The organism is Nocardioides terrigena (assembly GCF_003047265.1).
Lineage (GTDB): Bacteria > Actinomycetota > Actinomycetes > Propionibacteriales > Nocardioidaceae > Nocardioides > Nocardioides terrigena.
The window spans coordinates 158,073-182,290 of sequence record NZ_PZYY01000005.1 but is presented as its reverse complement, the minus strand read 5'-3'; the positions used below and the strand labels follow the sequence as shown (position 1 = coordinate 182,290).

The 24,218-nt window shown below is 71.0% G+C and carries 26 protein-coding genes and 3 tRNA genes; 12 read left to right on the top strand and 17 right to left on the bottom strand.

The annotated features are described in order from the left end of the window. Positions 1 to 58: 58 nt before the first annotated feature. Genes mshD through DAE25_RS12465 form a run of 4 tightly spaced genes read right to left on the bottom strand, consistent with a single transcriptional unit; the run spans position 59 to position 2,741 of the window. Entirely contained in the window at positions 59 to 871 is an 813-nt protein-coding gene (mshD, locus tag DAE25_RS12480) for a mycothiol synthase (RefSeq protein ID WP_234411018.1), read from the bottom strand. Further along, positions 868 to 1,812 carry a CAF17-like 4Fe-4S cluster assembly/insertion protein YgfZ gene (ygfZ, locus tag DAE25_RS12475; RefSeq protein WP_107766517.1) on the bottom strand — a complete coding sequence of 315 codons (945 nt, stop codon included), beginning with the start codon at positions 1,810 to 1,812 and terminating at the stop codon, positions 868 to 870. The genes mshD and ygfZ overlap by 4 nt, the downstream gene beginning before the upstream one ends. Next, positions 1,809 to 2,240, bottom strand: a complete 432-nt coding sequence (locus tag DAE25_RS12470; RefSeq protein WP_107766516.1) for a Fur family transcriptional regulator — start codon at positions 2,238 to 2,240, stop codon at positions 1,809 to 1,811. The genes ygfZ and DAE25_RS12470 overlap by 4 nt, the downstream gene beginning before the upstream one ends. Positions 2,241 to 2,246: 6 nt before the next feature. Further along, entirely contained in the window at positions 2,247 to 2,741 is a 495-nt protein-coding gene (locus DAE25_RS12465; RefSeq protein ID WP_107766515.1) for an FABP family protein, read from the bottom strand. 22 nt (positions 2,742 to 2,763) lie between these two features. Here DAE25_RS12465 and DAE25_RS12460 point away from each other — a divergent pair, with 22 nt between their 5' ends. The 4 genes from DAE25_RS12460 (at position 2,764) to DAE25_RS12445 (ending at position 7,045) form a co-directional block, all read left to right on the top strand. Then, on the top strand, positions 2,764 to 3,126 hold the full coding sequence (locus tag DAE25_RS12460) for a DsrE family protein (protein ID WP_107766514.1): 363 nt from the start codon (positions 2,764 to 2,766) through the stop codon (positions 3,124 to 3,126). A gap of 47 nt (positions 3,127 to 3,173) precedes the next feature. Then, entirely contained in the window at positions 3,174 to 5,351 is a 2,178-nt protein-coding gene (locus DAE25_RS12455) for an RNA degradosome polyphosphate kinase (protein WP_107766513.1), read from the top strand. A gap of 74 nt (positions 5,352 to 5,425) precedes the next feature. Then, on the top strand, positions 5,426 to 6,043 hold the full coding sequence (locus DAE25_RS12450; RefSeq protein WP_107766512.1) for a DUF47 domain-containing protein: 618 nt from the start codon (positions 5,426 to 5,428) through the stop codon (positions 6,041 to 6,043). Between the two features lie 6 nt (positions 6,044 to 6,049). Continuing rightward, a complete protein-coding gene (locus DAE25_RS12445) occupies positions 6,050 to 7,045 on the top strand; it encodes an inorganic phosphate transporter (RefSeq protein WP_107766511.1) in 996 nt (331 codons plus the stop codon). A 187-nt stretch (positions 7,046 to 7,232) separates the two neighbouring features. Here the strand turns inward: DAE25_RS12445 and DAE25_RS12440 are convergent, their stop codons facing one another. The 6 genes from DAE25_RS12440 to DAE25_RS12415 all read right to left on the bottom strand — a co-directional run bounded on the left by DAE25_RS12440 (position 7,233) and on the right by DAE25_RS12415 (position 13,245). Beyond that, the gene (locus DAE25_RS12440) at positions 7,233 to 8,141 is read right to left on the bottom strand and encodes a hypothetical protein (protein ID WP_107766510.1); all 909 of its coding nucleotides are present in this window, start codon (positions 8,139 to 8,141) and stop codon (positions 7,233 to 7,235) included. Between the two features lie 312 nt (positions 8,142 to 8,453). Further along, entirely contained in the window at positions 8,454 to 9,224 is a 771-nt protein-coding gene (gene pstB, locus DAE25_RS12435; protein ID WP_199907581.1) for a phosphate ABC transporter ATP-binding protein PstB, read from the bottom strand. A gap of 134 nt (positions 9,225 to 9,358) precedes the next feature. After that, on the bottom strand, positions 9,359 to 10,270 hold the full coding sequence (gene pstA, locus DAE25_RS12430; RefSeq protein WP_107766509.1) for a phosphate ABC transporter permease PstA: 912 nt from the start codon (positions 10,268 to 10,270) through the stop codon (positions 9,359 to 9,361). Continuing rightward, positions 10,270 to 11,202, bottom strand: a complete 933-nt coding sequence (gene pstC, locus DAE25_RS12425) for a phosphate ABC transporter permease subunit PstC (protein ID WP_107766508.1) — start codon at positions 11,200 to 11,202, stop codon at positions 10,270 to 10,272. The genes pstA and pstC overlap by 1 nt, the downstream gene beginning before the upstream one ends. Before the next feature lie 30 nt (positions 11,203 to 11,232). After that, positions 11,233 to 12,195 carry a PstS family phosphate ABC transporter substrate-binding protein gene (locus DAE25_RS12420; RefSeq protein ID WP_234411017.1) on the bottom strand — a complete coding sequence of 321 codons (963 nt, stop codon included), beginning with the start codon at positions 12,193 to 12,195 and terminating at the stop codon, positions 11,233 to 11,235. 189 nt (positions 12,196 to 12,384) lie between these two features. Beyond that, on the bottom strand, positions 12,385 to 13,245 hold the full coding sequence (locus DAE25_RS12415) for an NUDIX hydrolase (protein WP_107766507.1): 861 nt from the start codon (positions 13,243 to 13,245) through the stop codon (positions 12,385 to 12,387). A 45-nt stretch (positions 13,246 to 13,290) separates the two neighbouring features. Here DAE25_RS12415 and DAE25_RS12410 point away from each other — a divergent pair, with 45 nt between their 5' ends. Further along, positions 13,291 to 14,340: a hypothetical protein gene (locus tag DAE25_RS12410; protein WP_107766506.1), complete on the top strand. Its 1,050-nt coding sequence runs from the start codon at positions 13,291 to 13,293 to the stop codon at positions 14,338 to 14,340. A gap of 16 nt (positions 14,341 to 14,356) precedes the next feature. On the opposite strand, the gene DAE25_RS23550 is transcribed toward DAE25_RS12410, so the two are convergent. From DAE25_RS23550 to DAE25_RS12395, 3 genes are all read right to left on the bottom strand, one after another. Continuing rightward, complete coding sequence (locus tag DAE25_RS23550; RefSeq protein WP_199907569.1) at positions 14,357 to 14,533, bottom strand: hypothetical protein; 177 nt, start codon at positions 14,531 to 14,533, stop codon at positions 14,357 to 14,359. A gap of 201 nt (positions 14,534 to 14,734) precedes the next feature. After that, complete coding sequence (cspE, locus tag DAE25_RS12400) at positions 14,735 to 14,938, bottom strand: transcription antiterminator/RNA stability regulator CspE (protein ID WP_056886937.1); 204 nt, start codon at positions 14,936 to 14,938, stop codon at positions 14,735 to 14,737. 296 nt (positions 14,939 to 15,234) lie between these two features. Beyond that, positions 15,235 to 15,307: transfer RNA gene (locus DAE25_RS12395), tRNA-Lys, on the bottom strand. Positions 15,308 to 15,570: 263 nt separating this feature from the next. Here DAE25_RS12395 and DAE25_RS12390 point away from each other — a divergent pair. After that, positions 15,571 to 16,797 (top strand): peptidoglycan-binding domain-containing protein, encoded by a 1,227-nt coding sequence (locus tag DAE25_RS12390; protein WP_199907568.1) that lies wholly within the window; start codon positions 15,571 to 15,573, stop codon positions 16,795 to 16,797. Between the two features lie 21 nt (positions 16,798 to 16,818). Here DAE25_RS12390 and DAE25_RS12385 read toward each other — a convergent pair whose 3' ends face one another. Beyond that, positions 16,819 to 18,300 carry an NAD(P)/FAD-dependent oxidoreductase gene (locus tag DAE25_RS12385; protein ID WP_107766504.1) on the bottom strand — a complete coding sequence of 494 codons (1,482 nt, stop codon included), beginning with the start codon at positions 18,298 to 18,300 and terminating at the stop codon, positions 16,819 to 16,821. Between the two features lie 254 nt (positions 18,301 to 18,554). On the opposite strand from DAE25_RS12385, the gene DAE25_RS12380 reads away from it, so the two are divergent. The 3 genes from DAE25_RS12380 to DAE25_RS12370 are packed head-to-tail and all read left to right on the top strand — an operon-like array spanning position 18,555 to position 20,202. Further along, the gene (locus DAE25_RS12380) at positions 18,555 to 19,490 is read left to right on the top strand and encodes an ATP-binding protein (protein WP_107766503.1); all 936 of its coding nucleotides are present in this window, start codon (positions 18,555 to 18,557) and stop codon (positions 19,488 to 19,490) included. Then, positions 19,487 to 19,882: a fluoride efflux transporter FluC gene (locus DAE25_RS12375; RefSeq protein WP_107766502.1), complete on the top strand. Its 396-nt coding sequence runs from the start codon at positions 19,487 to 19,489 to the stop codon at positions 19,880 to 19,882. The genes DAE25_RS12380 and DAE25_RS12375 overlap by 4 nt, the downstream gene beginning before the upstream one ends. Beyond that, positions 19,879 to 20,202, top strand: a complete 324-nt coding sequence (locus DAE25_RS12370) for a fluoride efflux transporter FluC (protein ID WP_107766501.1) — start codon at positions 19,879 to 19,881, stop codon at positions 20,200 to 20,202. The genes DAE25_RS12375 and DAE25_RS12370 overlap by 4 nt, the downstream gene beginning before the upstream one ends. A gap of 19 nt (positions 20,203 to 20,221) precedes the next feature. Here DAE25_RS12370 and DAE25_RS12365 read toward each other — a convergent pair whose 3' ends face one another. The 3 genes from DAE25_RS12365 to DAE25_RS12355 form a co-directional block, all read right to left on the bottom strand. After that, positions 20,222 to 20,575, bottom strand: coding sequence for a metallopeptidase family protein (locus tag DAE25_RS12365; RefSeq protein ID WP_107766500.1), 354 nt, complete (start codon positions 20,573 to 20,575; stop codon positions 20,222 to 20,224). A 77-nt stretch (positions 20,576 to 20,652) separates the two neighbouring features. Next, positions 20,653 to 20,729, bottom strand: a tRNA-Asp gene (locus tag DAE25_RS12360). Between the two features lie 121 nt (positions 20,730 to 20,850). Then, positions 20,851 to 20,923 (bottom strand) — tRNA-Glu (locus DAE25_RS12355). A gap of 170 nt (positions 20,924 to 21,093) precedes the next feature. Between DAE25_RS12355 and DAE25_RS12350 the strand changes: the two genes are divergently transcribed. From DAE25_RS12350 to DAE25_RS12340, 3 genes are all read left to right on the top strand, one after another. After that, positions 21,094 to 21,486 (top strand): response regulator, encoded by a 393-nt coding sequence (locus DAE25_RS12350; protein ID WP_107766499.1) that lies wholly within the window; start codon positions 21,094 to 21,096, stop codon positions 21,484 to 21,486. A 214-nt stretch (positions 21,487 to 21,700) separates the two neighbouring features. Then, on the top strand, positions 21,701 to 22,861 hold the full coding sequence (locus DAE25_RS12345; RefSeq protein ID WP_159083703.1) for a cytochrome P450: 1,161 nt from the start codon (positions 21,701 to 21,703) through the stop codon (positions 22,859 to 22,861). After that, positions 22,858 to 24,186, top strand: coding sequence for a sensor histidine kinase (locus DAE25_RS12340; protein ID WP_107766497.1), 1,329 nt, complete (start codon positions 22,858 to 22,860; stop codon positions 24,184 to 24,186). Before DAE25_RS12345 ends, DAE25_RS12340 begins: the two co-directional genes overlap by 4 nt. The last annotated feature ends 32 nt before the right edge of the window (positions 24,187 to 24,218 follow it).

Below are 24,218 nucleotides of genomic sequence, written 5' to 3'. Positions count from 1 at the left end.
GATCCTCCCGACCCACGCGGGACGATGTTCCCCGATCTTCCAGGTTGAGCAGCCGACCTCAGGCCCGCGCGTACATCACGTGGGTGTCGACGTCGGCGTGGGTGAAGCCGAGCCGCCCGTACGTCGCGAGCGCCGGCGCGTTGTCGGACTCCACGTAGAGGAGCACCTCCTCGACCCCGAGGGCCTGCAGGTGGTGCAGCCCGGCCAGGGTCAGCGCCCGCCCCAGCCCCTGCCCCTGGGCGGCGGGGTCGATGCCGACCACGTAGACCTCCCCGAGCCGGGCGTCGTGCTGCTTGGTCCAGTGGAAGCCGAGCATCCGGTCGCCGTCCATCGCGACGAACAGCCCGGCCGGGTCCCACCAGGGCTCCGCCATCCGGGCCGCGAGCCCGGCCTCGTCGAGGGCGCCCTGCTCGGGGTGGTGCGCGAAGGCCGCCGCGTTGACGCGCAGCAGCTCGGCGGCGTCAGCGTCGGTGAAGGTGCGGATCCGGGGGTCGTCGAGCTCGGGGAGCGGCTCGCTCGTCGGGCGGCGCATCACCCAGAGGTCCCGGACGCGCTCGAAGCCGTGCCGGGCGGCCAGCCGCGCCGCCGCCGGGTGGTTGCCGTGCGACCAGGCGTGGGCGGGCCCCTCCACGGTGGCGAGCGAGGCGTGACCGAGCCCCTGGGCGCGGTGGTCGGGATGGACCACGAGGTGCATCTCCTCGCCCCGGCGCAGCAGGAAGCCGGTGGGGCGTACGACGTCGCCGACGCCGTCGCGACGCTCGGGCCAGGCACCGGAGCGGAGCCACAGCCACGTGGCCTCGTCGAGCGGCGCCACCCCGTCGGCGGCCTCGGCCGCGGCGGCGACCTGCTCGACGCGGCCGAGCAGGCTCACAGCTGGGGGCGGACGTGCAGCCCGACCTCGGGGTCGACCACGACCTCCTGGGAGACCGGCATCCCGTCGACCTCGAGCACGGCGTCGACCGGGATGTTGCGCTTGAGCAGCCCCAGCGCGATCGGCCCGAGCTCGTGGTGGCGCGCGCTGGAGCCGACGAAGCCGACCTGCTTGTCGGAGCCGGGGAGGGTGACCGGGCTGCCCGGCGACGGCAGCCGGTTCTCCGAGCCGTCGAGGTGCAGCAGGGTGAGGCGGCGCGGCGGGCGGCCGAGCGTGTGCACGCGGGCGACCGTCTCCTGGCCGCGGTAGCAGCCCTTCTCCAGGTGCACCGCCGGCCCGATCCAGCCCACCTCGTTGGGGATGGTGCGGTGGTCGGTGTCGACCCCGAAGCGCGGCTCGCCACGCTCGATGCGCAGCGCCTCGTAGGCCCACAGACCGGCCGCGGGCCCCGCCGCGGCGGCGTACTCCTCCAGGCGGGTGCGGGGCACCAGGTCGTACGTCGCACCGTCACCCGTGACGCGCCAGGCGACCGCCACGTCGTCGGTCACGACGCTGACCTCGACGCGCATCATGAAGCGCATCCGGTCGAGGAAGTCGGCCAGGCCCTGGCCGGCGCCCGGCTCGGTGTGGGCGACGAAGGCGGTGCCGTCGTCGACGCCGGTGAGCTCGTGCTCGACGTGCCCCTGCGGGCTGAGCACCAGCGCCTGCACCCACGTGCCGGGCGCGAGGCCCTCGACGTACTGCGTGGTCAGGGAGTGCAACCAGGTGAGCCGGTCCGGTCCCTCGATCCGCACCACGTCGCGGTGGGAGAGGTCGACGAAGCCGCCGGTCGTCACGAGCGCGCGTTGCTCACCGTTGAAGGAGCCGTAGTGGGCCGCGACCGGGGCGTCGATGCCGTCGCCGGCGACGGCGCCGGGGAGGCCGAGGAGCGGGGAGGTCATGCGGTGTCTCCAGACGGTGGGGGGCAGTCGGTGCAGCGACCGAAGATCGCCAGGTGGCCGAGGTCGACCTCGAACCGGTGCTCGCGGCGCAGGGCCTCGAGCAGTGCGGACGCCACGTCAGGGTCAACGGACTGGACGCGGTCGCAATTCCGGCAGACCAGGTGGAAGTGCTCCGGCCCCCGGGTGGAGTGGTAGGTCGGCGCCCGGTCACTGAGGTGAGCGTGCCGGACCAGGCCGAGCTCCTCGAGCACCTCCAGGGTGCGGTAGACCGTCGAGGCGTTGACCGCGCTGGCCTGCTCCCGGACCGCGGCGAGGACCTCGTCGGGCGTCGCGTGGCCCAGCTGCTCGACCGCGCCGAGGATCAGCTGCCGCTGGGGGGTCAGGCGGTAGCCGCTCCCACGGAGCCGGTCGGCGAGGTCGTCGGCCATCAGGGGTCAGGCCCTCTTGAGCCGTGCCCAGAGGTGGGGCTGGAGCTCCTGGCCGACCGCGGCCATGTCGTAGGCGTAGAGCAGGTCGCCCTCGACGTTGCCGTAGATCCGCGAGCCCGCGGTCACCTCCTTGGCCGTCTCGGTGAAGCCGATGCCGGCGGAGTGGATCTCGAGCTTGCCGTCACCGGCGGCGCCGTACCAGATCTCGGAGTAGCCGATGTTGTGCGAGAGCACCATCTCGACCTTGCCCGGCTCGGGGCAGCGCAGGAAGCCGGACTCCATGGCGGCGTCGCGGACGAACTCGCCCTCCTCGTCGACGACCCAGGCACGCGCCATGTAGTGGAAGAACGGGCGGCCGTCGTGGGTGAAGATCAGCTCCTGGCCGAACTGGAACTTGTCGATCGTCGGGTAGTCACCGTGGCCGTTGCCGCGCCAGGTGCCCAGCAGCCAGGCGACGGGGCCGCAGTTGGGGTGCAGGTTGTCGGGGAGCTCGAAGGGCATGGGACGAGTCTAGGGTGATTCCATGCCACGCCCACTCGTCGTCAAGGTCACCTGCGGTGCCGAGGATCCCGAGCGCGCCAACCAGGCGTTCACGGTCGCCGCGGCCGCCGTCGCCTCCGGCGCCGAGGTCTCGCTGTGGCTCACCGGCGAGGCCGCCTGGTTCGGCGTACCGGGCCGGGCCGAGGCCTTCGACCTGCCCCTCGCGACGCCGCTCGCGGGCCTCCGGGACGCGGTGCTCGCCGGCGGACGGCTGACCGTCTGCTCGCAGTGCGCGGCGCGGCGCGACCTCGCGGAGAGCGACCTCGTCGAGGGCGCCACCATCGCCGGAGCGGCCGTCTTCACCGAGGAGATCCTCGGTGACGGCGTGCAGGCGCTCGTCTACTGACTGAATCGGCCACCCACCGTTCACGATCCGGTGACACACTTCACGACATGTCCGACACCACTGCCCTTCCCACGACTGTCGGCGCCTCTGTTGAGGACGGCCCCACGGCTGAGCCGTTCGGACATCCCACCGACACCTTCGACGTGGAGCCGCCCTACGTCCCCGACGCCGCGGAGATCGCCGCGGTCGAGAAGTTCGAGGACCGGTTCGTCGACCGCGAGCTGTCCTGGCTGCGCTTCAACCAGCGGGTGCTCGAGCTGGCCGAGGACCCGTCGCTGCCGCTGCTCGAGCGCTCCCGCTTCCTGGCGATCTTCGCCAGCAACCTCGACGAGTTCTTCATGGTCCGGGTGGCCGGCCTCAAGCGGCGCATCGCCGCCGGGGTCGCCGTACGGGCGGCGAGCGGGCTCCTCCCCCGCGACCAGCTCGAGCAGGTCTGGCAGGGCAGCCGCGAGCTGATGCAGCGCCACGCGCGGGTCTTCAACGAGGAGATCATCCCCGAGCTGCGCGAGCAGGGCATCGAGATCGTCCGCTGGTCCGAGCTGGACCGCGAGGAGCAGCGGATCTGCAAGAAGCTCTTCAAGGACCGGATCTTCCCGGTCCTCACCCCGCTCGCCGTGGACCCCGCGCACCCCTTCCCCTACATCTCCGGCCTCTCGCTCAACCTCGCCGTGGTCGTGCGCAACCCCAAGTCCGGCACCGAGCACTTCGCGCGGGTCAAGGTGCCGCCGATCTTCAGCCGCTTCGTGCCGGTCGGCAACCAGCGCTTCGTCCCCCTCGAGGACGTCATCGGCGAGCACCTCAAGAAGCTCTTCCCGGGCATGGAGGTGCTCCAGGCGCACACCTTCCGGGTCACCCGCAACGAGGACCTCGAGGTCGAGGAGGACGACGCGGAGAACCTCCTCAAGGCCCTCGAGAAGGAGCTGCTGCGCCGCCGCTTCGGCCCGCCCGTCCGCCTCGAGGTCGAGGAGTCGATCGACGCGACCGTGCTCGACCTGCTCATCTCCGAGCTCGGCGTCACCCGCGACGAGGTCACCCGGCTCCAGGGCCCCCTCGACCTGCGCGGCCTCCACTCGATCGCCGACCTGCCGCGCGAGGACCTCAAGTACCCCGCCTTCCTCCCCATCACCCACCCCCAGCTCGCGGAGGTGGAGACCGCCAAGCCGGTCGACGTGTTCGACGCCGTACGACGCCAGGACGTCCTGCTGCACCACCCCTACGACTCGTTCGCCACGTCGGTGCAGCGCTTCCTCGAGCAGGCCGCGGCCGACCCGCACGTGCTCGCGATCAAGCAGACGCTCTACCGCACCTCCGGCGACAGCCCGATCATCGACGCCCTCGTCGACGCGGCCGAGGCCGGCAAGCAGGTGCTGGTGATCGTCGAGATCAAGGCGCGCTTCGACGAGTCCAACAACATCCGCTGGGCCCGCAAGCTCGAGCACGCCGGCTGCCACGTCGTCTACGGCCTCGTCGGCCTCAAGACCCACTGCAAGCTGTCGATGGTGGTGCGCGACGAGCCGGACGGCATCCGCCGCTACACCCACATCGGCACCGGCAACTACAACCCCAAGACCGCGCGGCTCTACGAGGACCTCGGGCTGCTCACCGCCGACACGGCCGTCGGCGAGGACGTCGCCCACCTCTTCAACAACCTGTCCGGCATCAGCCGCAACACGACGTACGACGGGCTGCTGGTCGCCCCCGACAGCGTGCGCGACGGCCTCATCACCCAGATCCACGCCGAGGTCGCCAACCACCAGGCGGGCCGCACGTCCGGGATCCGCTTCAAGGCCAACTCGATCGTCGACGAGGCGGTCATCGACGCGCTCTACCTCGCCTCCCAGGCCGGCGTGCCAGTCGAGCTGCTCATCCGCGGCATCTGCGCCATCCGCCCCGGCGTACCCGGCCTCTCGGAGACCATCAAGGTGCGCTCGGTGCTCGGCCGGTTCCTCGAGCACAGCCGGGTGTTCTGGTTCGCCAATGACGGCGACCCACTCGCGTGGATCGGGTCAGCCGACATGATGCACCGCAACCTCGACCGTCGGGTCGAGGTGCTCGTGCGGCTGCCCGGGGTGCGCAAGGTGGCCGAGGTGGGCGCGCTGCTCGACCTCGCGTTCGACGCCGACACCTCCGCGTGGGAGCTCGACGCGAGCGGGGAGTGGACCCTCAACGAGGGGTCGAGGCACCTGCAGGAGGACCTGATCACGCGCCAGCGCCGCCGCCGCTGACGCGCGATTGACCCCGGGCGACGGTCACCCCCTAGCATTGCCGTCGTTTGGTCCCCCCTCACCCGGAGTTCTCCGTGCGTTTGAATTTCCGCCCCGTCGACGGTTCCTTCTACGAGCTCTTCAGCGAGGCCGCCGCCCACCTCGTCGTGGGCGCAGGCCTGCTCGCCGAGATGCTCGGGGAAGGCAACGACCGTGAGGGCATCGCCCAGCAGATGCGCGACGCCGAGCACGCCGCCGACGAGACCACCCACGCGATCGTCCGGCGTGCCAACAGCACCTTCGTGACGCCGTTCGACCGTGAGGACATCTACGCCCTCGCCAGCGCGCTGGACGACGTCATGGACATGATGGACGAGGCGGTCGACCTGGTCCTGCTGTACGACGTCACGACGCTGCCGCCGGAGACCTCCGAGCAGGTCGAGGTCCTCCAGCGCTGCGCCGAGCTGACCGCCAACGCGATGCCGGGCCTGCGCACCATGGCCTCGCTCGACGAGTACTGGATCGAGATCAACCGGCTCGAGAACGCCGGCGACCGCAGCTACCGCCGCATCCTGGCCGGCCTCTTCAACGGGGACCGCAAGGCGCTGGAGGTCATCAAGCTCAAGGACGTGGTGGAGTCCCTCGAGGGCGCCATCGACGCCTTCGAGAAGGTGGCCAACATCGTGGAGCAGATCGCCGTCAAGGAGTCCTGACCCCAGATGGAAATCGCGATCATTGTCGCGGTCGTCGTCGTTGCGCTCGTCTTCGACTACACCAACGGCTTCCACGACGCCGCCAACGCCATCGCCACCTCCGTCTCGACCGGCGCGCTCACCCCGCGCGTCGCGCTCGCGATGGCCGCGGTGATGAACTTCGTCGGCGCCTTCCTCGGCCAGAAGGTCGCCCAGACGGTGTCCGAGACGATCGACCCCGGGACCGGCACGCACGGGCTGGTGATCGTGATGTGCGGCCTGCTGGGCGCCATCACCTGGAACCTCATCACCTGGTACTTCGGCCTCCCGTCCTCCTCGTCGCACGCCCTCATCGGCGGCCTCGTCGGTGCCGCGGTCGCCGCGGGAGCCACCGCCAACTGGGACGTCGTGATCTCCAAGGTCGTCATCCCGATGTTCGTCTCCCCCCTGGTCGCCTTCAGCCTCGGCTTCGCCGCGATGGTCGGGATCATGTGGGCCTTCCGCAGGGCCAACCCGTCCAAGGCCAACCGCGGCTTCAAGGTCGCCCAGTCGGTCTCCGCCGCCGCGATGGCGCTCGGCCACGGCCTCCAGGACGCCCAGAAGACGATGGGCGTGATCTTCCTGGCGCTGCTCACCGGCGGGTACGTCGCCGCCGGCGACCCCCTCCCCCTCTGGGTGATCTTCGCCGCCGCCACCGCGATCTCGCTCGGCACCTGGTCGGGCGGCTGGCGCATCATGCGCACCCTGGGTCGCCGGATCATCCACCTCGACCCGGCGCGCGGCTTCGCCGCCGAGTCGGTGGCCGCGTCGGTGCTCTACACCACGGCGTACGCCTTCGAGGCCCCCATCTCGACCACCCACACCATCACCTCCGCCGTGATGGGCGTCGGCGCCACCAAGCGCCTCTCCGCTGTCCGCTGGGGTGTCGCGAAGTCGATCCTGATCGCCTGGGTGCTCACCTTCCCGATGGCCGCCCTCGTCGCCGCCGTCTGCTACTGGATCGCACACCTCTTCCTCCCCTGATCCCCACCTCCCCGCTGGAATTCCCTGCCTCGGGCCCGCGCCTTGTCGCCCGCTTTCTTGGGGCCCCGCCGCCTCCGCTGGGTAGTTTGGGACGTTCTGGTAGGCCGGAGGGCGGTTCCACCTACAAGTTCGCCCCCAACTACCCCGGTGTCGGGGACCACAGGACCCGCCCCCAGTCGAGGACGTGTCAGGCCGCTCGCCGGTACTTGAGGAGCCGCTGACGGTCGTACGCCGACAGGGCGCGCCGCTGATCAACCGTCATCGTCGGGATCCACCACTTCGGCCGCTCGACCGTCCAGAGTCGCTGGTCTGCTGGTCGTCGTGCAGCCCTCCGGTAGGCCTCGGCCAGACGTACGACGAACGGGTCGCGGTTGCCCAGGTCGCCCGCCATCATCGTGACGCCCTCGAGGCCGAGACGGCGGTACGCCGCTTCCTTGGCGATGTCTTGCTGCCTCACCTCGCCCGCGAGATGGAGAGCGCCGTCGTACTGTCCGTAGACACCGGCAACGGGGTCGACCAGGTCGGGCGTCCCGACGAAGCGCCCCTCGAGGTTGAAGACCGGCCGGTTGGCCAACGGTCGCGCGAATCCGGCGCCGGTCCACGTGAGACGCATTACCGGCTCGGCGGGCGACCAGCTGTTCTCCTCGAGCTCCGGCAGCAGGTCACGGATCCGCTGCACGCCCTGCCGCGTCCCCAGCTTGGAGTCGACGTACTCCTCGAGCTCCGCCGTGGACACGAGGTCGTGGAACGCCGCGAGCTCGAAGGCCACCACGGCGGCCTCGTCGTCGGGAGCCTTGCGCATCTCGTAGGCCACGCTCCACAGGGGTTGCGTCAGGCGAATCCCTCGCCAGCGGCCGAGCGCGGCGAGCGGGATGACCTCCCTGGAGACCCGGAGGCGCGAGTCGGCCCGCAGCGAGTGCGTCGTACCGGTCGCGACCGTCACCGGCAGCGGCTCCTGTCGACGGCCTGTGCCGCCGAACCACGTGGCACCCCGCCACCGCAGGGCGGCCCACCCGGTCACCGCTCCGAAGGCCGACGAACGCGCCGCCGCCTCCACGATCCTCTGCTCGACCGACAGGTCGACCTCCGCAGGCAACCACAGGCCTCCGCCGACGCTTCGGAAGGCTCCCGAGCGTGTCTGCCACTCGGTCGGCCCCTCCGGCGCGCCTCGGCGGGCCGGCCAGACGAGACCGGGGGGCAAGCCCTCGCGCGGGCCCAGCCCACGTACCGGCCAAGCTCCGGCCGTCCACTCCCCCGAGGTCACCCACCCATCGTGACCCGAATGCCGATCCGCCCGCAGATGTCATCCACAGGCCACGGTTCACCGGGGTAGTCGGGGACGAACTGGTAGGCCAGACCGGTGTTTCAGCCCCCAGATCGTCCCAAACTACTCACGGAGGAAGAGGGGTCAGCCGAAGCGACCGGAGATGTAGTCCTCGGTCCGCTTGTCACTGGGGTTGGAGAAGATGTTGGAGGTGAGGTCGTACTCCACGAGCAGCCCGGTGCGGTTGCCGGTGGTCTCGTCCGGGCGGGCGGTGAAGAACGCCGTACGGTCCGAGACGCGCGCTGCCTGCTGCATGTTGTGGGTGACGACGATGATCGTGTAGTCGTTGCGCAGCTGGAGCATCAGGTCCTCGACGCGAGCCGTCGCGATCGGGTCGAGCGCGGAGCACGGCTCGTCCATCAGGATCAGGTCGGGCTTGGTCGCGATCGTGCGGGCGATGCAGAGCCGCTGCTGCTGGCCGCCCGAGAGGCCGTACGCCGACTGCTTGAGCTTGTCCTTCACCTCGTCCCAGAGGGCAGCACCACGCAGCGCCTCCTCGACCAGGTCGTCCATGTTGTCGACCTTCATGCCGGTGACCCGGGGGCCGTAGGCGATGTTGTCGTAGATGGACTTGGGGAACGGGTTGGGCTTCTGGAAGACCATCCCGATGTGTGTGCGGACCGCGATCGGGTCGACGTTCTTCGCGTAGATGTCCTGCTCGTGGTACATCACCTGGCCCTCGACGCGGGCTCCGGCGACGAGGTCGTTCATCCGGTTGAGGCAGCGCAGGACGGTCGACTTGCCGCAGCCCGAGGGGCCGATCATCGCGGTGATCTCGTTGCGACCGTAGGCGAGGTTGACGTCGTGGACGGCGTGGAAGTCGCCGTAGAAGACGTTGAGGTCCTTGGCCTCCATCACCGGCTGGGCGGGGTGCGCGGGAAGCTCCCGGTCGGAGTCCGAGTGCACGCCGGCCAGGGAGCCGATCTGGCCCTGGTCGGTGCGGCTCGTGGAGGAGGTTGCGGGGGTGGTTGACATGGAGGTTCTCTTCCTCACCAGGATCGCTGGAACTTGTTGCGGATGAAGATCGCGAGTGCGTTGAGCCCGAGGATCATGACCAGCAGGACGATGATCGCAGCCGAGGCCGCCTGACGGAGGGCCTCCTGCGACTGGGACGTCAGCGAGTAGATCTGCATGGGCAGGGCGGTGGCGTTGCTCATGAGGCCCTCCGGGTCGAACCGGATCGAACCGGCCAGACCCACGATGACGAGGGGCGCCGCCTCGCCGATCGCCCGGGAGAGGCCCAGGATGGTGCCCGTCGCGATGCCGGGGATGGCGGCCGGCAGGGTCTGCTTCCACGTGGTCTGCCACACCGTGGCCCCGAGCGCGAGCGAGCCGTCGCGGATCTCGCGTGGCACGGCTCGGACGGCCTCGCGCGTGGTGATGATGATGACGGGCAGGATCAGCAGCGCCAGTGCCACCGAGCCTCCCAGCACGGTGCCCGAGTCGCTGAAGCCCATCAGGGCCATCACCGCGACGGCGAGCAGGCCGTAGACGATCGACGGCACCGCCGCGAGGTTCTGGAGGTTGACCTCGATCAGCCGGTTCCACCACTTCTCGGAGTCGGCGAACTCCTCGAGGTAGAGAGCCGCGGCGATCCCGAGCGGGACGGCGAACAGCGCCGTGAAGAGCATCAGCCACAGGCTGCCGAGGATGCCGGCACGGAAGCCGGAGGTCTCGGGACTCACCAAGGACGTGTAGTTGGTGAGGAGCTCCATGTCGAAGCGGGCGGCGCCCTTGGTCGCCGTGCTGATGATCAGCGCCAGGAGCACGACCACGCCGAAGAACAGGGAGAACCAGAGCGCGACGAGGAAGACCAGGGAGACCGTGGTGCGGTCCCGGCTCTTGCCCGTGGCGACAGTGGTCTTGACGGTGCGGGCCGCCGTGGTGGTGGCAACGCTCATCAGTAGACCTGCCTGAATCGTCGGACGAAGCTGATGCTGACCATGTTGAGGACCAGCGTGATGAGGAAGAGGAGCATGCCCACCGCAAAGAGGTTGTTGTAGTCGAGGGAGCCGACGGGGCTCTCGCCACCGGCGGTCTGCGCCATGAAGCCGGTCATCGTCTGCATGCCCTCGCGCGGGTCCAGGCTGAAGTTCTTGAGGGCACCGGCGGCCAGCGCGACGATCATCGTCTCGCCGACTGCGCGGGACATGCCGAGGACGACGGCCGCGGCCACGCCCGAGAGGGCGGCCGGCAGGACCACTCGGACGCTGGTCTGCATCCGGTTGGCCCCCATCGCGAACGAGCCCTGCCGAAGCGCGTGGGGCACCGCGGAGAACGCGTCCTCGGCGAGCGACGCGATCGTGGGGATGATCATCACCCCGAGGACGAGCCCGGCGGCCAGGGCGTTGGTGAAGCCGACCCCGACGTTGAGGATGTCCTGCAGCAGCGTGGGCGTGACGAACGTCAGCGCGAAGAAGCCGTAGACGACCGAGGGCACGCCGGCGAGGAGCTCGACCGTCGGCTTGAGGATCTTGCGGGACCGCCGCGACGCGTACTCCGAGAGGTAGAGCGCCGCGCCGAGGCCCAGGGGCACGGCGACGAGCAGCGCGATGACGGTCACCATCAGCGTCGCGGTCACCAGCGGCAGCACGGCGAAGTCGCCCTCGAACGCGAAGAAGTCACCGAACGGCACCTCGCGGAAGAAGGCGATGACCGGCTCGATGAGGGCCAGGATGATGCCGAAGGTGATGGCCACCGAGATCAGCGCGGACGCGACCAGCACGATCCGGATGACCCGCTCGCCCGGCCGCGACTTGGCACGCAGGTCGACAGCGGGCGGCAGGCCCGTCCCGAAGGACGAGCCTGCCCCACTGCTGGAGTTGCTACTCATGTGAAGGAGTGTTCCCTAGTCTCCCCGGCCTCAGGAGCCGAGGGCCTCGAGGTTGGACTGCGTCTCCGAGTAGAGGTCGTCGCTCAGCGGGATGAACTGACCGATCTCGGCGATGTCAGCGAGGTTCTCGATGTAGAAGTCGACGTACGCCTTGACGGCCTCGTTGTCGGCGTACGACGCGTTGCTGACGTAGATGAACAGCGGGCGGGCGAGCGGGGTGTACTCCCCGGCCTGAGCCGTCTCGGCGGACGGGGCGACGCAGCCCTCGCCGTTGTCGATCTCGAGCGCCTTCAGGGTGTCGGCGTTCTGCTCGTAGTAGGTGAAGCCGAAGTAGCCGGTGGCGCCCTCGGTGCCGGAGACACCCTGCACGAGCACGTTGTCGTCCTCGGACGCCTCGTAGTCCTTGCGGGTGGCCTCGGACTCGTCACCGATCACGTCGGCGGCCATGTAGTCGTAGGTGCCCGAGTCGGTGCCGGGGCCGAAGAACGAGATCTCCTGGTCCGGGAAGGACGGGTCGATCTCGTTCCAGTTGGTGGCGGTGGCGTTGGGGCCCCACAGGTCGACGATCTGGTCGACGGTCAGGCAGTCGACCGCGAGGTCGGGGTGCACGACCATGGTGAGGGCGTCGGTGGCGACCTGGAGCTCGGTGTACTCGATGCCGTTCTCCTCGCACGCCGCGATCTCGTCCTCCTCGATCGGACGGGAGGCGTCGGAGATGTCGGTGTCGCCGGCGCAGAAGGCCTCGAAGCCGCCGCCGGTGCCGGACTCGCCGACGGTCACCTGCACGTCGGGGTTCTCCTCACTGAGGAGCTCCTGGGCGGCGACGCTCATCGGGTAGACGGTGGACGAGCCGTCGACGGCGACGCTGCCGCTCGCGGAGGACTCGTCGCCGCCGGAGGACTCGCCGGCGTCCCCGCCGCCACAGGCGGCGAGGGTGAGAGCGAGGGCGACCGCGCCCGACGCGAGGGCCAAGCGGTGGGAAGTGCGCTTCACTTCGGAACTCCTGAAAAGTCTGGTGACGTGCTGACGGACGGGACGCTAGGGAGCGCAGGTGACCGAGCACGGCGCCGTCGGTGAACGAGCGGTGAACTCGACCGGGCCGACTGGCGTCGGCCAGCCGGGAAGGAGACGGCCGTCACATGAACTCGTTGACGGCACCTTGACGAACCGGGTCGGCCGGGACTAGGGCAGGTGACGCTCGAGAGCCACGATCCGGCCCTTGCGGTGGTGCACGACGAGCATCTCCCCCGGCTCGAGCCGCACGTCGCCGGTGACGCCGACGGCGTCCAGGACCGTGGGCAGCACCGGGCGGTGGGAGCACAGCACCGACCCGTCCGGCTCCTCGAGCAGGTCGTCCACGAGGTCGACGACCTCCTCGAGGGTCGCGCCCTCCTCGGAGAGGCAGTCGTGGGCCACTAGCGGCCAGCCGGTGGTGTGAGCGTACGGCGCGACGGTGTCGAGGCACCGGGTGCTCGAGGAGGTGTGGACGGCCGTCACGTCGAAGGCGGCGAGGAGCGGGATCAGCTTCTCGGCCTGGACGCCGCCCGGCTTGAGGAGCGGTCGCCGGCGGTCGTCGTCGCGCCAGGCCTTGCGCGAGCGCGCGTGGCCGTGCCGCAGCACCACGAGCGCGCGGGTCTTGCGGCGCAGCGGACCGGCGTCGTCGAGGGTCTGGCGGTCGCGGTCGTAGGTCAGCACCTCCCGGGCCTTGTCCCACGCCACCCAGGCGACCTCGTCGATCTCGTTGTTGACGGCGTACCGGCTCACGTCGTCGTCGCCGATCACCCGCGCCGTCCAGTAGGACACGGCCTTGGTGCGGCCGCTGGTGAGCCCGTAGCGCTGGCCCGGCAGCGGCGGGCCGAGGCGCACGTCGAGCCCGGTCTCCTCGGCGACCTCGCGGATGGCGGCGGTGACCACGTGCTCGCCGGGGTCCACCTTGCCCTTGGGGAAGGACCAGTCGTCGTACCGTGGGCGGTGGACGAGCAGCACGTCTCCGCCCTTGCGGGTCACCACGGCGCCTGCAGCGCGCACATCCCGGGGCGGCATGGACGCTAGTCTCACACCACTTTCCCGCCTGTGAGGAGTCTGCCCATGCGTCGCGCTCTCGCGCTGGGCCTGGCGACGCTGCTGGCCCTCGGTGTGGCGGCCGGTCTCGTGGCCTGGCTGGGCGGCGACGAGACCCGGCTCCAGCGGGCGGTCGCGCTGGCCCCCGCGGGCACCGAGCGGCTGTCGTGGACCGACTGGAGCGCCGTACGCCGCCAGGTCGACGCCGACCTCGGCGCGTCACCCGACGGCGAGCAGGTGGTCGCCTTCCTCGACGAGGCGTACGCCGACGACCTCACCTCGACGTCGGCCCTCGTCGGCTCGAGCCTCACCATGCAGGACGCGTTCGGCATCTCGCCCGGCACCCTGGACTGGGAGCTGTTCACCCAGTCGCCCGACGGGGCGGTCGACGTCCTCGGCCTGGGCGACCCCGACGAGGTGCCGGAGCTCGCCGACCGCCTCCGCGACCTCGGCTTCACCGAGCCCGACGAGGACGACGGCGTCTGGGCCGGTGGTCCAGACCTGTTGGCCCGGATCGGCCCCGATCTCACCCCCGAGCTGCAGTACGTCGCCCTGCTAGCCGACGAGGGCATCGTCCTGACCTCGGACCAGATCGCCCCCCTCGAGGCGGCCGTCGAGGTGGCCCGCGGTGACGCGGACGCCCTCGAGTCGGTCGACGAGGTGGTCGAGGCGAGCGGCTCCCCGGTGGCGGCCAGCGTGTTCACCGGCGCCCACGCCTGCGAGCAGCTCGCGATGGCGTCGGCCGACGCCGACGACCAGGCCGAGGCGGACGCCCTGCTCGAGCAGGCCGGCGAGGTGCACCCGATGACGGGCTTCGCGATGGCGCTGCGGACCGACGGCGACATCCGGGTGGCGATGTCCTTCGCGGACGACGACGCGGCACGCACCGACGCCGAGACCCGCGCCACCCTGGCGAGCGGGCCCGCTCCCGGGCAGGGCGGGGACTTCGCGGACCGCTTCACGCTCGAGGACGCGGTGGCAGAGGACGGCGTGGTGACGCTCGACCTCGCACCGGTGCCGGGGCAGTACGTGCTCTCCGACCTCACCAGCGGACCGGTGCTCTTCGCGACCTGCTGAGCGGTCGCGGGGCGACTCAGTCCTGCGAGCCGCGCTGCTCGGGCGGGCGCGGCGTCACGCCCAGGAGCCGGTCGATCTCCTCCTGGGAGAGGTGCTCGTCGGCCTCGCTGGCGGCGATGATGAGCGTCGTGGTCAGCTCCACCTCGCCGAGGAGGTCGTCGTCCTCGAGGCTCACGTCGAACTGGTCAGGCACCACTACCTCCAGCTCACTCGCAGGGACGGACATCGAAGGACGACCGTGCCCCCGCAGCCGGACGTTCAAACTGATCCAATCGTAAAAAGTATGCCGGGCCAACACAATGGCCCGAACGGACAGCGAGGCCCTACCCGAACGGGTAGGGCCTCGCTGCTCAGAAGTCCGGAACAGGTGCTGCGCCGGGGCTTCGAGGTGTCGTCAGACGGCGCGAACGTTCTCCGCCTGCGGGCCCTTGGGGCCCTGGGTGACGTCGAACTCGACCTTCTGGTTCTCGTCGAGGGACTTGTAGCCCTGCGACTGGATCGCCGAGTAGTGCACGAAGACGTCGTCGCCGCCGTCCTCCTGCGCGATGAAGCCGAAACCCTTCTCGGCGTTGAACCACTTCACGGTGCCTTGAGCCATTGCTGTGTTACTCCTGTTATCGGGCGAAAGACCGTCACTTCGACGATCCCGCAATAGATGCGGTGACACGTCGCTCCGACTAGCGGGACTGGCATGGCCCGAAGCTGAAACGCCGTTGGATCACAAACTCCGCGGGCGTCTACCTGCTGGAACTTGCACCTGTTGCAGTGCAGACACTACCAAGGAAGCGCTCGAAGGAAACCTCCGAGCCCACGGTGAATCTGCGCACTCGTGTGAACTCTGCGCACCCGATGCGCTACGGCGAGGTGACGACGACCCCGGCGGGGTGGTCGCGGTAGGCCATGTCGGGCTCGAACCGACGACCCACGGATTAAAAGTCCGGTGCTCTACCAACTGAGCTAATGGCCCACGCGCAGCCTAGCGATGGCCATTGGCCCCGGCGTCACCGCCGGGCCGTCGTTTCGTCCGAAGCGGGTGATCCCGCGGCCCACCCGGGCTGCCACCGTTGCCGCGGTGTCCAGGCACGGGCTTCCCGTCGCAGCCGCGGCACACGGCAGTCCGAGTGACGCGGTCGCCGTCCGACGTGACGTCCCGGACCAGGGCGAGGAGCGAACATGTCGAAGAACCGGGGCCAGGACCCACGACATCTCGACCGGACGGACGCAACCGTCGTGCGTTCGATCGACAGACGCCGCGCAGCTGCCCCCGCGCGCCTGCGTCCACGGCGAGGCTCGCCCCTGCTGGCCCTCGGTGTGCGACCCGCGGGGGCTGTCGTCCTCGCGTCCCTGGTCCTGGTCGGTTGCGGTGACGACGGCGACACCGACGTGGAGAGGGCGCAGGCCAGGGTCGAGGCGGCGCAGGCCGATCTCCTGGACGCGGAGGAGGCGGCGGAGGCGGCGGCCACCGCCTTCTGCGACCAGACCAAGGACTACATCGTCGCGCTGGACCGGTACGGCGACCTGCTGAGCTCGACGAAGCCGACGGTCGGCGACGTCCGGGAGGCCGGCACCGACCTCGTCGAGCCCGGTGAGGACGTGGTGTCCAGCGCGGAGGATGCGGTTGCCGCCCGGGAGGACGTGGTGGCGGCCGAGCAGGACCTGGCGGAGGCCCAGGTCGCGCTCGCCGAGGCGACGGGCACGTCCCCGGAGCCCACGCCGACCAGCACCGCCACGACGCTGGTGCCCGAGGTGGCGCCTGCGTCGGTCGACCGGGTGAAGCAGGCGGAGGCCGACCTCGACGCTGCGCTCGAGGGGATCAGCGACCAGACACCGCTGCAGAACGCCGCCGAGCAATTCAACGCCGCCGTGGTGGCGCTCGAGATGTCGTGGCTGCGCCTCTTCTCGGAGGTGGGGTGCCTGACCGACGAGCAGCAGGAGCAGGCCGCATCCGCCGTCCATGACGTCACCGCGACGCTCCAACACTCCCTGGCGCTCGCGGGTCACTACACCGCGGAGGTGGACGGGGTCTACGGTCCCGCGACCGTCGACGCGGTCGTGTCCCTGCAGGAGGCCCACGGGTTGCCGGCCACGGGCGCGGTCGACAAGGCCACCGCGGCCGCTCTGCAGTCCGACGTGGCCGCGCAGGGCGGTGCCGCGGAGCAGCAGTCGGTCGCCACGACCGCGGCCGTGCAGCAGACACTGATCCTGGCCGGTTTCTGGACCGGACCGGTCGACGGTGAGTGGACCCCCGCCCTCACCGAGGCGCTGAAGGCGTTCCAGACCGACCTCGGCGTGCCGGCGACCGGCACCGTCGACGCCGTCACCATCGCCGCGCTCGAGCGCGCGATAGCGCAGCTGGGCGAGCCCGAGGTCAGCCCGTCCGCCACGCCCTCCGAGGACGACGCTGCCGACGAGGAGATCGAGCCGAGCGAGGGTGAGAGCTCAACGTCATCCGACTGACGTGGGGTCGTACGACGCGCGTCAGCGCTGCTCTGCGGGCACCCCGCGGGCGCCGGAGTCGGTGAGCCGGGCCTCCTCGGCCGCCATCGCCTCGAGCTCCTCGCGCCGGGTGGTCTCCATCATCTGGCGCGCGGCGTCGTACGCCCCGGGCTCGGAGACCAGGTCGGTGGCACCGCGGCGCAGCCGGGCCAGCGCCGTGCGGGCGAAGATCTGCTGCTCGGTGGTGGTGCGCTCGGAGCGGCCGCGTCCGAGGAACGAGATGGCCCAGTGCAGCAGCGCGGTCACCCGGCTCTTGAAGCCGGTGATGTAGACGAGGTGCACGGCCAGCCACATCAGCCAGGCGATGACGCCGGTGAGCCGGAGCTTGCCGACCATGGCGACCGCGCGGAAGCGGCTGATGATCGCCATCGAGCCCTTGTCGAAGTACTTGAACGGCCCCTGGGGCGCCTTGCCGGTGAGCCGGCCGTCGATCTCCTTGGCGGCGTACTTGGCGCCCTGGATCGCGACCTGGGCGACACCCGGCAGGTTGTCGAGCGCGATCATGTCGCCCACGACGAAGACCTCGGGGTGGCCCGGGAGCGTGAGGTCGGGGTTGACCCCGATGCGTCCGGCGCGGTCGAGCGGGGCGCCAGTCTGCTCCGAGAGGGTCTTGCCCAGCGGGCTGGCCTGCACCCCGGCGGCCCAGATCTTGGTGACGGTCTTGATGCGCTCGACGCGGCCGTCCTTGAACTTCATCTCGATGCCGCGCTCGTCGACGTCGGTGACCATCGCGCCGAGGATCACCTCGACGCCGAGCTTCTCGAGCTCGCCCTTGGCCTTCTCGCCGAGCTTCTGGCCGAAGGGCGGCAGCACCTGGGGGGCGGCGTCGAGCAGGATCACGCGCGCCTCGCGGGTGTTGATCGCCCGGAAGTCGCGCTTGAGCGTGCGGTGCGCGAGCTCGGCGATCTGGCCGGCCATCTCCACGCCGGTCGGCCCGGCACCCACGACCACGAAGGTCAGCAGGTGGTCGATGTCGTCGCCGCGGTTGGCGCCGAGCTCGGCCATCTCGAAGGCACCGAAGATCCGGCCGCGCAGCTCGAGGGCGTCGTCGATGCTCTTCATGCCCGGGGCGTACTCGGAGAAGTGGTCGTTGCCGAAGTAGGACTGGGCCGCACCGGCGGCGACGATGAGCGAGTCGTACTCCGAGACGGTCTCGCGGCCGAGGACGTGGCTGGTGACCGTGCGGGCCTCGAGGTCGACTCCGGTGACCTCGCCGAGCAGGACCTGCGCGTTCTTCTGGCCGCTGAGGACCTCGCGGGTCGGGGGCGCGATCTCGCCCTCGGAGAGGATGCCGGTCGCCACCTGGTAGAGCAACGGCTGGAAGAGGTGGTGCGTGGTCTTGGCGACCATGGTGACGTCCACGGGGGCCTTGCGCAGCGCCTTGGTGCCGAAGAGACCACCGAACCCGGAGCCGATCACGATCACCTTGTGGGGTGCCTGCTGCTGGGCCTGGGGACTCGACATGTCTTTCCTCCTGGAGCAGTGCGCGCGCGTGTGGAAGCGTCGCCGTCGTGACCATTGTCCCGCCTCGTGCGACCGGCGCCCAAATGTCGGTCCGGTTCCGTGCGTCACATCTCGCGATCTCGTGCGTCCCACGAGAAACTCAGCCAGTCGCAGCCAGCTCGCGGACAAATCTCGGACTGCCGTGTTTGGTTGGTGACTGCACTGGGTACGTACGCCCCGCTGGACTACCCACATCCTCCCCCGGTGAGTGACTAGTGCCCCTGACGAAGCAAGCCCTCCCCCTCTCGGCGTCGCCGCGCGCCGTGGCGGATGCGCGTCGCTGGGTGCGCGACATCTGCGTGGAGCTGGGCCGCGACGACCTCGTCGAGTGCGCCGAGCTCGGGGTCTCCGAGCTCACCACCAACGCCGTCCTGCACGGCGCCGAGCCGATCGCCGTACGCGTGCGGGGGACGAGGAGCCACCCGCGCATCGAGGTCATCGATGGCTCGTCCCAGCCGCCCAGCCCTCCCACCCCCTCCGCTGACCCGGAGGAGTTCCTGACCACCTTCGGTCGCGGACTGTCGATCGTGGCGATGAGCTCGGTGGCGTGGGGGGCCTCCATCGAGCCCGACGGCAAGGTCGTCTGGTTCGAGCCGGCGTCCGAGGTCCGCGAGGACGGCGGCGCGCAGGCCGTCATCGACAGCACCGTCGACGACGAGCCCCGCGCGGTCAGCGACGCCGCCAAGGAGGTCCGCTTCCTCGGCGTCGATCTGCGGCTCTACTCCTCCCTCAGCCGGCAGTACTACGAGCTGCGGCGCGAGCTGCGCCTGCTCGCCGTCGCCCACCAGGACCACTACCCGCTGGCCGCCGACCTCTCGGCGATGTTCGCCAGCTACGAGCGCCAGGTCCCCGACGAGATCCACCGGGCCGTGCGCAGCGCCGGGCAGGCCGGGGCCCGCACCGTCGACGTGTCGGTGCGGATGGAGCCCGAGGCGTCCTCGATCGTCTCCACGATGATGGAGATGTTCGACCTGGCCGACGCCTTCTGCAAGGCCGAGCGGCTGCTCTCCCTGCAGCGCACGCCCGACCAGCGCGAGTTCCACCTGTGGTACCTCGGCGAGATGGTGCGCCAGCTGTCCGGCGAGCGGCCGCGGTCGTGGCACGCCGACGGCGGCGACACCGGCCGCGTCGACACCCAGCACGTCTCGTGACGCGGGCTCCCCTCCCGGCGCGCGACCTCCTCGCCGTCGCGCTCGGTGGCGCGCTCGGCGCGGTGCTGCGCTGGACGATCACCGAGGCCGCGGCCGGCGGGTCCGTCCCGTGGGCCACGCTGGTGATCAACGTGGTCGGCTGCCTGGTGCTGGGCGCCCTGCCCGTGCTTGGCGTCGTACGCCGCTCCCCCACGCTCGCCCGCTTCCTCGGCCCCGGGGTGCTCGGCGGCTTCACGACGGTCTCCGCGATGGCCGTCGAGACCGTCGACCTCGCGGACACCGGCGAGGCCCTGGTGGCGTTCGCGTACGCCGCGGGCACCCTGCTGCTGTGCCTGGCCGCGGCCGCGGCCGGCCGGGCCCTCGTCCACCGGCGCACGGAGGCCGCCGCATGACCGCGCTGCTGGTCGCACTCGGCGCCGCCGTCGGGGCACCGCTGCGGTACGCCGTCGCGCACGCCCTGGACGGACGCTGGCCGGCGGGCACGCTGGTGGTCAACGTGGTCGGCTCGGGGCTGGCCGGCGTCTTCGCCGGGCTCGCCGTCTCCGGGGACGCGTGGGCGCTGCTCGTCACCGGCTTCTGCGGCGGGTTCACGACGTACTCCTCGGCCGCGGTCCACTCCGTCGACCTCGGCCGGCGGGGCCTGGCGTACGCCGCCGCGACCGTCGTGCTGTCGGTCGCCGCGGCCGCGCTGGGCTTCGTCCTCGCGGGCTGAGGGTCTCGGGACCTACGAGTCAGCCGAGGCCGAGTGCGTGCAGCCGCTCCTCGCCGATCCCGAAGTGGTGGGCGATCTCGTGGACGACGGTGATGCGGACCTCGTCGCGGAGCTCGTCGAGCGAGTCGCACATCTCGACGAGGTTCCGGCGGAACACCAGGATCCGGTCGGGCAGCATGCCGCTGTGGTTGGCGGCCCGGTCGGTCAGCGCGACGCCGTCGTAGATGCCGAGCAGGTCCGGGTCGTCGGCGGGTGCGTCGGCTTCGACCTGCACCACGACGTTGCTCACCAGCACCGCGATCTCGTCGGGGAGCTCGTCGAGCGCAGACTCCACGAGGCGGTCGAAGTCGTCGGGCTCGATCTCCACGGGCATGCCGCCAGCGTAGGCGGGCGGTCCGCACCCGCACATGCAGAAGGCCGGCCCGGAGCGTGTGCTCCGAGCCGGCCTGGTGGCGACCCCGACGGGACTCGAACCCGCGGCCTCCGCCGTGACAGGGCGGCGCGCTAACCAACTGCGCTACGGGGCCAGGTGAACTACTGGTGTGACGGTGTTTCTGCTCCGCGAGGCGAAGCGGTGGAACTCTAACCCATCGTCTTCCCGGGCTCCCAATCGAGGGTGGCCCGCTCCGTCGACCGGTGTGACAGCCGTACCCCCAACCGGATTCGAACCGGCGCTACCGCCGTGAAAGGGCGGGGTCCTGGGCCGCTAGACGATGGGGGCCCGCCCCCGGTGAGCACGGTCGGAACCGCGCGGCCGAAGGCGTCGTACAGCATAGGGCGCCCCCGAACGGCCTCCCAATCCCCCACGCGCGGGCGGGATCGACGAGATCGAGTGGTGGACATCGTCGAAGTCGCGAGAAACCCGACCACCTTCACCGCTAGCCTCAGTACGTGAGCACCCAGGCCGCCCCGCTGCGATTCCTCGTGGTGGACGACACCGAGGACATCCGTGACCTGATGTCCCGGATGGTCGTGCGTCTCGGGCACCTCGCCGACCAGGCCGCCGACGGCGTGGAGGCGGTCGAGGCACTGGCCCAGAACTCCTACGACATCATGCTGCTCGACCTCACCATGCCGCGGATGAGCGGCGAGGACGTCGTGCGCTGGCTGCGCGAGCACCCCGACCGCGGCGAGGGCCTCGACGTGGTCGTGGTGAGCGCCTGGGCCGGCGAGCAGCGGGCCGTCCTGCAGGAGCTCGGAGTGACCAGCGTGCTGCCGAAGCCCCTGCGCGGACAGCAGCTGCGGGACCTCATCGAGGGGAAGTCCGCCGGAACCGCCCCGTAAAGCCTTTACCGTCGATACGCTGGGCTCACGGAGCCCTGCCGGGAGGTCGGGCCTCCCGACGACGCCACACCCCCTGGGGCGTCGTACACCCGAGAAGAGGGAGCACCCCGATGATGAAGCTGATCCAGCGCCGCGCCGCCAAGAAGACCGCCGACCAGATGTTCGCGATGTACTCGTGGCGTCCGAGCGGCCCCGGTCGCTGAACGACAACACCGTGGGCGGGACCTCGTGCCCCGTCACCAAGATCGAGAGCGCCGAGGCGGCCCCAGGCCGCCTCGGCGCTGTCCTTGCCGCACCACGAGCGGCCGGACTCACCCCTCTGGGCCCCGACGGTCCCTGGCTCGCGACCACCCCGGAGCAGTCCCGGCAGGTGCTGATGGACGCCGCGACCTTCGACTTCCCCACGAGCGTCAGCCGCAGCACCGACCTCTCGGCCAGCGCCGGTGAGAGCCGCACCGGCCACCACGTCTTCACACCGCTCACCCCGGTCGAGGTGGAGCGCGGGCGCGCCGTCTTCGCCACCGAGTGGCACCTCGCCCTGGCCGCCGCAGACTCCCCGCTGCCCTCGCCGCACCCGGACGCCCGGGAGCTCGAGGCGATGGAGCTGCTGCGACGACCCATCGCCCGGGCGACCTGCGCGGCGGTGCTCACCGACCTCGACACCCACCGGCGCGACGAGGTGGCCGACCTCGTCCTCGCCTGGATCGACGCCCTCGCCCCGGTGATCTCCAGCCCCCGGGCACCCCGGCGCTGGAGCCGGGTCCGTCGCGCCGAGCACCGCTCGCGGCTCGCGCTGGAGGACGCGCTGGCGCTGGTCCTCGACGGCTGCGGCATCACCGACTCCCCCGCCATCGTGGCCACCATGCTGGCGGCCGGGATCCAGGTGCCGATCGCCGCCGGGTCCTGGCTCCTCGTCCACATCGCCGCCCGGCCGGAGGGCACCGTCGATCCCGACCACGCGGTGTGGGAGACGCTGCGGGTCAGCCCGCCGACGTGGCTCACCGCGCGGGTGACCACGACGCCCGTCGAAGTGGCCGGCCAGCAGCTCCCCGCCGGCGCGATGGTGCTGGTCAGCCCGCTGCTCCTCGGTCGCCGTGCCGACCTGGCGCCCGACACCCCGGCCGCGCTGCCCGCCTTCTGCCCCGAGCGCTGGGACCGCGACGACGTCCGCCCGGGGGCCTGGCTGCCCTTCGGGGCCGGGGCACACGCCTGTCCCGGCCGCACCCTGGGCCTGGCCCTGCTGCGCGAGGTCGCCCAGTGGGCGAGCCGACACCACCTCTCGTTGACGTCGTCCGTCACAATCGACCAGAGCCGGGGGATCCTCCCCAGCCCAGCCCGCATGACAGCCCTGCCCCGGGAGGAGTCCGACGAGTGACTGACTTCCCCGCCCTGCAGGACGTCCCGCTCGACACCCCTGTGTCACCCGAGGCCGCCCAGCTTGCGACCCAGGTCCTCGACACCGGCACGCGCCTGAACGACGCCTACACGCTGGTGGCCAACCACCTGCTCACGTCGCCGCGGGTCGAGTCCGTGACGGCCGCGCTCACCACGTTCGCCCCGGACGACGAGAACGGGTGGGTACATCTGGGCCAACGTGCCTGGCTGATCGAGTGGATGGCCCCCGGAGCAACCTGCTCGGTCGTCCCGTCCCCGGAGTCAGGGCCCGAAGCCGCGCTGTCCATGCCGTGGGTGTCACCCCGCGCCCGTGAGGCACCCCTTGTCCTGACGGACATCGACCTCCTGCCGGACGAGGCCGACCACGACCGCAAGGAACTATCCGCCATCGAGATCCGCAGCATGGTGGTCCAGGCGCAGGTCGCCGACGGCCTGATGTACGGAAGCCTGGCCATGGGGGGCACCAGGACCGGTCTGTGGCATCCGGGCCATGTAGCTGACTTCCGGCTCCTCAATGCGGCACTGACGGCACGCATCGCCCACGAGCAGGCCCGACGCTCCCTCGCCGACGCCGTGGCGGCCGGCGCCCAGACCCGGGAGGCGCAGCAGCACTTCTTCGCCTCCGTAGGCCACGAGCTCCGCACCCCGCTCACCGCCATCGTCGGCTACACCGAGATGCTGGTCGACGAGGCGGAGCAGCAGGAGACCGACCCGTTCGCCGAGGCCGTGGGTCGCGACGGCGCCGTCATCCTCCGCGCGTGCGAGCAGCTGATGGCCGTCGTGGAGGACCTCCTCAGCGCCGGCCGGACGATGGGGGCCGAGGAGATCCGGCAGAGCGTCGACGTCGCCGCCGCCGTGGAGGACGTCCTGCACTGGCACCGGGCCACGGCGCGGGCAGCCGAGGTCGAGCTGGACTGCGCGGTGCCTCACGGCCCGACCGTGTGGGCGCACGCCGCCGGCTTCCGCCAGGTGCTGTCCAACCTCATCGGCAACGCGGTGGTGCACAACCCGGGCGGGACGGTGACCGTGCAGACCCAGGACCTCCGCGGCGAGTCCGGCGAGCCCCGGCTCCGGGTCATCGTCCGCGACACCGGCGAGGGGCTCACCGCCGAGCAGCTGCACGGCGTCTTCGACCCGTTCGTCCGCTACGCCCGGCCCGGCGTGAAGGGCACCGGGCTCGGGCTCAGCCTCTCCCGCTCCCTCGCCGAGCGCGACGGCGGCACCGTCGACGCCACCTCGACCCCCGGACGGGGCTCCGCGTTCTGGGTCGAGCTCCCGGTCCGCGAGGCGGACACGCCCGCCTGACCTCCGGCAACGGCCGATTCCGCAGTGCCTGC